The sequence below is a fragment of the Segatella copri genome (assembly GCF_026015625.1).
In the GTDB taxonomy this organism is placed as follows: domain Bacteria; phylum Bacteroidota; class Bacteroidia; order Bacteroidales; family Bacteroidaceae; genus Prevotella; species Prevotella copri_H.
Genome location: NZ_JAPDVG010000001.1, coordinates 3,551,516 through 3,560,000, shown reverse-complemented (window position 1 = coordinate 3,560,000; position 8,485 = coordinate 3,551,516). Strand labels below are relative to the sequence as shown.

The window sequence follows — 8,485 nt, the reverse complement described above, 5'->3', positions numbered from 1 at the left end:
TGACGTCATCCCCACCTTCCTCACACCTTACGGTGGCAGTGTCCCCAGAGTGCCCAGCTTGACCTGATGGCAACTAAGGAGAGGGGTTGCGCTCGTTATGGCACTTAAGCCGACACCTCACGGCACGAGCTGACGACAACCATGCAGCACCTTCACAGAGGCCCCGAAGGGCGTCATTGTCTCCAAATCCTTCCTCTGCAATTCAAGCCCGGGTAAGGTTCCTCGCGTATCATCGAATTAAACCACATGTTCCTCCGCTTGTGCGGGCCCCCGTCAATTCCTTTGAGTTTCACCGTTGCCGGCGTACTCCCCAGGTGGGATGCTTAATGCTTTCGCTTGGCCGCTGACCTGTTCAGACCAACAGCGGGCATCCATCGTTTACCGTGCGGACTACCAGGGTATCTAATCCTGTTCGATACCCGCACTTTCGAGCTTCAGCGTCAGTTGCGCTCCAGTGAGCTGCCTTCGCAATCGGAGTTCTTCGTGATATCTAAGCATTTCACCGCTACACCACGAATTCCGCCCACTTTGTGCGTACTCAAGGAAACCAGTTCGCGCTGCAGTGCAGACGTTGAGCGTCTACATTTCACAACACGCTTAATCTCCGGCCTACGCTCCCTTTAAACCCAATAAATCCGGATAACGCCCGGACCTTCCGTATTACCGCGGCTGCTGGCACGGAATTAGCCGGTCCTTATTCATAAGGTACATGCAAAAAGTCTCACGAGACTCACTTTATTCCCTTATAAAAGCAGTTTACAACCCATAGGGCCGTCATCCTGCACGCTACTTGGCTGGTTCAGACTCTCGTCCATTGACCAATATTCCTCACTGCTGCCTCCCGTAGGAGTTTGGACCGTGTCTCAGTTCCAATGTGGGGGACCTTCCTCTCAGAACCCCTACTGATCGTAGCCTTGGTGGGCCGTTACCCCGCCAACAAGCTAATCAGACGCATCCCCATCCATCACCGATAAATCTTTAATCTCTTTCAGATGTCTTCTAGAGACGTCATTGGGTATTAGTCTTACTTTCGCAAGGTTATCCCCAAGTGGTGGGCAGGTTGGATACGCGTTACTCACCCGTGCGCCGGTCGACGCCCATCGGAAGCAAGCTTCCAATATCGTTTCCCCTCGACTTGCATGTGTTAAGCCTGTAGCTAGCGTTCATCCTGAGCCAGGATCAAACTCTCCATTGTAAAGTATCCTCTACATTTTTGTCACGACTCGGAAATAAAAGCAAGCTTTCATTTCTCTCGCTGCTCCAAAAATTGTAAAATATCATTTTTACCTAGCCTTGCGGCTTGGTTTGTTTGTTGTCTGTACTTAGGACGAATATCCTTTTCGTTTATTGAAGCTTAGTAAACCTGACTTGTCAATTGCTTGACGGTTCGTTTCTTTTACCCAGTCAACTTTCTTATTTCTAAGAAGTTAACCGCTTCTTGTACTACTTGTCTGTTTATGTAAAATCTTTCAAAGAACTCTTTCTTTATTGCTTTGAGTAATGCTTGATTTCTCAAAAGCGAGTGCAAAAGTACTAACTATTTTTCATTCCACCAAATCTTTTCGCAAAAAAGTTTCATTTTAGTCAAATATTTAACAGTTATAAACATTTAAATCTTTTTTACACCTTATTATATATATAAATAGACTGAACTTTTGGCTATTCCAATATTTCTTCGTACTTTTGCCCTACCAATCAGTAAGGTCTAACAGAAAACGGAAATTGCATTATGAAAATTATTGTATCAGAAGAAATCGAATCGGTATGTCCCACCTTTGTGGGAGCATGCGTGGAAGCCAATGTGGGAAACACCCCTTATTGTCAGGAACTTTGGGATGAAATCAATGCCCTCGGTGAGAAATACAGACAGACGCTGACCACGGAATCGCTGAAAGAGATGAGTGGAATTGCCGCCACCCGAAAGGTGTACCGTGCCTGCGGCAAGGATCCATCTCGCTACCGTCCTGCATCAGAAGCCCTTATCCGCAGAATGCTGCAGGGCAAGGAACTCTACCAGAGAGATACGCTGGTGGATCTGGTGAACCTGGCAAGCATCGCCTACGGCTACAGCATCGGCGGATTTGATGCAGACAAGTTTGAAGGCGACACCCTGACCCTGGGCGTAGGCAAAGCCGGCGAACCATACGAAGGTATCGGCAGAGGCATGATTAATATAGAAGGTCTGCCTGTTTACAGAGACAAGACAGGTGGTGTAGGAACCCCGACCAGCGACAACGAGCGAACCAAAATGAGTATTAACACCACCCATCTGGTGGTTCTCATCAACGGATATGACGGAGACGAACAGCACGTCCGCGAGAATGCCGAATACATTATCGAGCTTCTGAAGAAATATTGCCAGAGTGATGGAGGCAGCTACTTCATCTACAAATAAAGAGGATGTGTCATAAGTTTATGATTCACCCTCTTCTTGTCGTTGGTAAATATGGGTTATGTTGCTGGAAGAGATAGGATATGTTGCTGAAAGAGATAGGATATGTTGCTGAAAGAGATAGGATATGTTGTTGGAAGAGACAGAATAAGTTGTTGGAAGAGATAGGATATGTTGTTGAGACAGTCAGTATCTTCGATCGCACAACAGCTGTTGTGCGCTTGCATAACAGCTGATATGCGCATGCACAACAGCTGTTGTGCATGCGGTAGTCAACTGTTATACACCAACTATTATCCAGACTTATGACACACCATCATTAATCAAGAAATCTCTCCTATAAATTCAAAAAGGGGACTGGCCACCGCCAGTCCCCAAGACGAGAGAGATATAAGTGTTGACGTGGTCAACAACGAGGCAAATCACTTTGCCTTATATCTTTAATATTATTCCTAGACACTATCATTAGAAACATCATCTAGGAATAATTCATGTATAGCAAAAGTATATTACTTATTATCCTCAGCCCAACCAGTAGACTTAAATCCTGTTACTCTATAATGATATCCAGGCTGGTCAGAACGGGAATAGGTGAAACTGATCGCATCTGTCACAGTACCAGATACAGTAGTATAAGTATTATGACCACACTTACCGCTAACAGTTACCTTGTCGGTAGCTGTAGCAGAGTTACCAATGAAATCATCCACATTCTCACCACCGAAAGTATAAGCACTCATATCAATAGATACCTTAGCATTGATGGCGTAAGCTGCCTTAGAGGCAGTTGAGCCTACACGAATCCATGCCTTATCCTTATCATAATCGGTAGTATTGCTGAGATAGGCATAGAGAACACCCTCATTGGTTCCTGTACCATCAGTCTTAAAGATGAATTCAGCATCTGTTGGATTAGAAGCCCAATACTCTGCATCTGTTTTAGAAGCATCATAACCTCTCTCCACATTGATTCTATACTGACCACCAATAGGAGCAATTGGAGTATAATCGATATCGAAATCGTCTCCCTCAGAGCATGCAGTAAACAATGCTACGAAAACAAAGCTCAAAAAATATAATATTTTCTTCATGACTTTTCGTTTATTACATTAATAATCATTACTTCTCCCACCAAAGTTTCTTGGTCAGCGAGTTTCCATTCTCTTCTACATACTTGGCAGCAGCAGAGTTATACAATGTAGTAGCTGTAGGATAAAGCAATCGCATAGGATACTCACCGGCATTCATATTGCTAGCACCTGGATCAACCAAATTGCCTAAAACATAACCATCAGACAATTCACGCTGCAAAGCAGTTGTAGACTTACGAACAGTAATATTAGCCTGAACCTCAGGAATACCCAAACGGTTACGGGTCATCCAACCATCATAAGCATTCGCACCAGCATAAGTTACCCAATACTGCATGGCGATACTATGAAGCATATCGGCCTTATCGAACTTGTAAGCACCATCAACGAATGCTGTGCCATCAAATCCCCAACGGCTGAAACCAGCAAGAACACCCTTATTATAATACTCCTCTGCCTTTTCAGTATTACCCAGACGAGCATAAGCCTCAGCAATCATCAATTCGCATTCAGCCTCGTTCATCAGATAGACAGCATCATCATAAGCCTGTTTCATACGAGAAGACTTAGAGATTCCAATACCACCATCTGTAGTTTCATCAGTAGTTGGCTTATCTCCGCAAGGAAGGCCCTCGTAGCATTCATCCATGTGAGCTATCAGTTCCTCATCAGAAGAATAGCCGAGAGTATTTTTGGCATTAGCAGTTACCTCATACAACTTGATGATACGAGGATCCTTCTTATCCAATAGATACTCTAAGAAAGTATGGCAAGCACGAATATTCTCAGTAGTATTCAACTGACGGATATTAAACTCATAAAGAGGATTGCCCTTATTAGTACCATCTTCCCAATTTACCCAAGCACAATCCTGCTCCAAAAGACCACCTGCACTAAGTAAAGCCTGAATATCAGATTTATGAGCGTCGAAGTCTTTGAGATACATCTTCAACTTCAAACTCTTTGCAAAGCCTGCCCAGCTATCCATACTGCCTCCCAAGAAACAGTCAGCAGTTCCTAAAGGTGAAGCTTTTTCTGCAGCTTTAGCATCATCGAGTTTGGCAATGGCAGCATCCAGCATCTCCAGAATACCCGGATATACTACGTTTTTGCTATCATCAAATGCAGCATGTGGATTGTTTTCGACATCAAGAGCACCTGTAAACGGAATATCACCATAAGTATCAGTCAATACCAAGAAATTATAGGCCTGAAGAACCTTGGCAACCATCCAATAGTTCCAAGCCTTACTTTCTTCAGCAGAAGCCAAAGCCAGCTTTAAATCTTCCAGACTGTTGGCATATGTATTCTGCCAAATCGTAGTAACAGGAGGAATTGAACCTGATGTTGTTACAGCATAATTAGACAATGTATTATACTGGTTTGTACTATTACCCTGTGTTACATACTGGCACCAAAAGTCACCAGTAATTTGCTGATAAAGACCACTGACAGCTACGATAGAACCTTCGGCAGCCGGAAGCAACTGCTTGTAGGAAGCTGTAGAAGGATAGTTTGGGTTGTAGTTGATATCCAAATAGCCAGAATCGCTACAAGAAGTAACAGTACCCATTGTCAAGACAGCTCCCAGCAATGCTGCGCTTAAAAATTTATATCTTTTCATATAAGAAATCTCCTTTAATTAAAATACAACCTTCAAGTTAATACCATAGTTGCGAGTTGACACAGAACCCATAGTCTCACCAAACTCAGAACTGATATCATTACCAAAGTTAGAAGACTCAGGGTCGATATAATTCTGATGCTTTGGAGTGATGAGCAACAAGTTGTGGCCAACGAGACTCAAAGACAACTTCTGCATCTTCAATGCACTTGTGATTGTCTTAGGGAAATCGTATGTCAAAGCCAACTCACGGAGTTTGAAGTAAGAACGGCTTACAACGAAATCACGACGCACCTCCGGGTTGTAGCTATAGTTACCCTGAACATAATTCATATAATTGGAAGTTACAGGAATATTATTCTCAACATACTCTCCACCAACAATCTTTACAGAATGAGGATAAACAAAAGCATCACGCTCATTGAATACGGTCTCAGTAGAGTTACCATTGAAGTGAGTGATATATGATGTCTCAGAATACATCAATCCACCCTTATGCCAGTCGCCCGTTGCAGCAAGACTCAAGTTCTTCCACTTCAGATGTGTGGTGAAGCCCATTACGAAATCTGGCTGAGAAGAACCGAGATAATCATAATCTGTAGTACTAGACTGCAAGAAACCATTACCATTTACGATTCTATAACCATAATATGGACTGTTTTTATCTGTTACCTTCTGTGTTGCTGGCAACTTGAAGATACCGATAGGCTCACCAACCTTCAATACGTAAGATACACCACGCATAGAAGAATACAAACCAGTACTTGTAGTACCTACAGGAATGGTATATTCATCAAGACCATCCCAAAGTTCCTTCACCTTACTCCAGTTCTTAGCGTATGTAGCACCTACACTCCACTCCCAATCCTTAGTACGGATAGGAGTAAAATTAACCATCGCCTCAATACCCTTGTTCTGAAGTTTACCTACATTACGGGTGTTAGAAGTATAGCCTGTCTCAGGAGCCAAAGTAGCAGAGATAATCTGATTTTTGGTTGTACGATCATAGTAAGCCACATCGAAGCTCAAACGGTTGCCAAAGAATGTACCGCTCAAACCAAGCTCATACTCAGTTGTAATCTCAGGCTTCAATGACTTATTTGGCAAACGGTTATACTCTGTCAAACCAGAAACACCGGAAATTGGCAAATATGTATAATAAGACTGGAATGGACGATAATATGAATTAGTCATATATACATCAGCATCATTACCTGTCTGACCTATAGCTGCACGAACCTTCAACAAGTCGATTTGCTTGACATTCTTCAAAGCAGGAATAGCCTGATTCAGAAGCACAGACACATTGGCACCGCCATAGAAGAAGCTGTTATCACCCATAGGAAGAGTAGAAGACCAGTCGTTACGGGCAGAAAGGTTCAGGAAAGCCCAATCCTTATAACCCAATTCAACCTGTCCCAAGAGACCCAACAATCTTCTATTCCATGAGTCAGTATCAGTAATCGAATAGGAAGATGTATTACTCAAGGAATTCCAACCTGGAATATCCAACTGCTCATTATAACCACCTACATTATCATAGTTTCTCTGGTTCAAGTTCCAACCTAAGGTTGCACCTACCGAGAAATCACCGAAAGTATGATTGCCGGTCAGCAAGAGGCTGGCGTCAATCTGTCCGCGCTGAGAACGATACTTAGAATAGTACCCCTGGTTACCAACAGTTGTACCATTACCAGTTGCCTGATAAGAACCCTCGGTATAAAGAATACGTGGTTCGATGCGCTCGGTCTTATAATTGGTATAATCACCACCGAAACGGCCAATTACCTTGATATCCTTGGTAATATCGTATGACAACTCCAGCTTACCATAAATACGGTCGTCCTGGTAAGTAGAATAGAAGTTATCTACCATATAATATGGGTTGTTAGCATACAATGTATAGTAGTTATCTACATTATTACGCTCAAGGTTGTAATCCTTCATATCTGTGAAACGAACATCAGAAGCACCCTGGAGCAACTCCATATACATATCACGAGAACGGCGCATATCCTTGCGAACATAGTTCAGGGACATGTCCAGATGGAATCTGTCGATATTGGCGTAACCACGGAGTGAGAAGGTATTACGATGATATGTATCACCATCATTAGGAGTAATACCATTAGAACTTACATTACCATAAGATGCAACAATACCTACTTTCTCATCACCATAGCGGAGAGATACGTTGTTGTTCCATTCCTTACCTACCTGATAGAAGTCACGGATATTGTTCTTAACATAAGAAAAAGGCTTGGTTAAAGTCTCGCCGTTAGAAAGACCGGTAGAACCATACCAGTGCTCACGACCATCGAGACGAGGTCCCCAAGAACCGTTCTCCTCATTAGACCAGGAACCCCAACCTTGACCAAAGAGATTCTGAGTCATTGGCACACGGAGCACATCAGTAAATGTCAAAGAACCATCGTAAGTGATAGAAGCCTTCTTGTCACCCTGTGGCTTCTTTGTAGTAATCATGATAACACCATTGGCTGCACGAGAACCATAAAGAGCGGTAGCAGAAGCACCCTTCAATACAGTTACCGATTCAATATCCTCTGGGTTGATGTCGCCTGCACCACTACCAAAGTCAACAGAGTTATCACCCAAACGGTCATTGTTGATAGGCACACCATCAACAATATACAATGGGTTGTTGCTAGAAACAGAAGAAATACCACGAATTACGACTTTCTGAGAGGTACCTGTAACACCACCACCAGAAATCTGCACACCAGCCATCTTACCCTGAAGACCACTCATCAGGGAACCAGACTTAGCAACAGTCAACTCAGAAGCGTTGGCTGTACTGGCCGCATAACCCAAAGTTTTCTCTGAACGTTTCATACCCAAGGCAGTAACAACTACCTCGTCAAGATTTCTTGCATCAGAAGCCAAAATGATCTTCATCTTAGCAGATGCTTTCATTGTTTTAGTCTGCATGCCGAGGTAACTGATTTCCAAGACAGCATCCTTGCTGGCATTAGGAAGCGTAAAATTACCATCGACATCAGTCGCCGTTCCAGTCTTAGTTCCTACAATTCTAACTGATGCACCAATAACCGGTTCACCGTCTTCCTGAGAAACAACCTTACCTGTAACAGTAGTTTGAGCGAGGGCTATTCCTGTTGAAAGAATAAGCCCCCCCATGAGCATGGTCAGTCTTTTTACCATAATTCTCTCTCTTAAAAATTAAACAACTTACAAATATCGGGTGCAAAGATACATACTTTTTGCTAATTAAACAAATTTTTAGCAAACAATTTGATATAAAATACCAACTTTATGGTACTTTATGTATATTTTTCGCATATTTTATTACTTTTCGTAAGCATTTTTGGTATTTATTCCCTCAAAAAGTAAATAACAAGA

General features: G+C 42.9%; 4 protein-coding genes and 1 rRNA gene (1 of these 5 only partly in view). 1 reads left to right on the top strand and 4 read right to left on the bottom strand.

What is annotated here, in order from left to right:
• Window positions 1-1,195: ribosomal RNA gene (locus ONT19_RS14730) — 16S ribosomal RNA — on the bottom strand (it extends 337 nt beyond the left edge of the window).
• Window positions 1,196-1,729: 534 nt separating this feature from the next.
• On the opposite strand from ONT19_RS14730, the gene ONT19_RS14725 reads away from it, so the two are divergent.
• Window positions 1,730-2,395: a B3/B4 domain-containing protein gene (locus ONT19_RS14725; RefSeq protein ID WP_264953201.1), complete on the top strand. Its 666-nt coding sequence runs from the start codon at window positions 1,730-1,732 to the stop codon at window positions 2,393-2,395.
• Window positions 2,396-2,901: 506 nt separating this feature from the next.
• Here ONT19_RS14725 and ONT19_RS14720 read toward each other — a convergent pair.
• The 3 genes from ONT19_RS14720 to ONT19_RS14710 are packed head-to-tail and all read right to left on the bottom strand — an operon-like array spanning window position 2,902 to window position 8,287.
• A complete protein-coding gene (locus ONT19_RS14720) occupies window positions 2,902-3,483 on the bottom strand; it encodes a lipid-binding protein (RefSeq protein WP_118064767.1) in 582 nt (193 codons plus the stop codon).
• A gap of 28 nt (window positions 3,484-3,511) precedes the next feature.
• Window positions 3,512-5,107, bottom strand: a complete 1,596-nt coding sequence (locus ONT19_RS14715; RefSeq protein ID WP_153082315.1) for a SusD/RagB family nutrient-binding outer membrane lipoprotein — start codon at window positions 5,105-5,107, stop codon at window positions 3,512-3,514.
• An 18-nt stretch (window positions 5,108-5,125) separates the two neighbouring features.
• Window positions 5,126-8,287: a SusC/RagA family TonB-linked outer membrane protein gene (locus ONT19_RS14710; RefSeq protein WP_264953200.1), complete on the bottom strand. Its 3,162-nt coding sequence runs from the start codon at window positions 8,285-8,287 to the stop codon at window positions 5,126-5,128.
• Window positions 8,288-8,485: the final 198 nt, after the last annotated feature.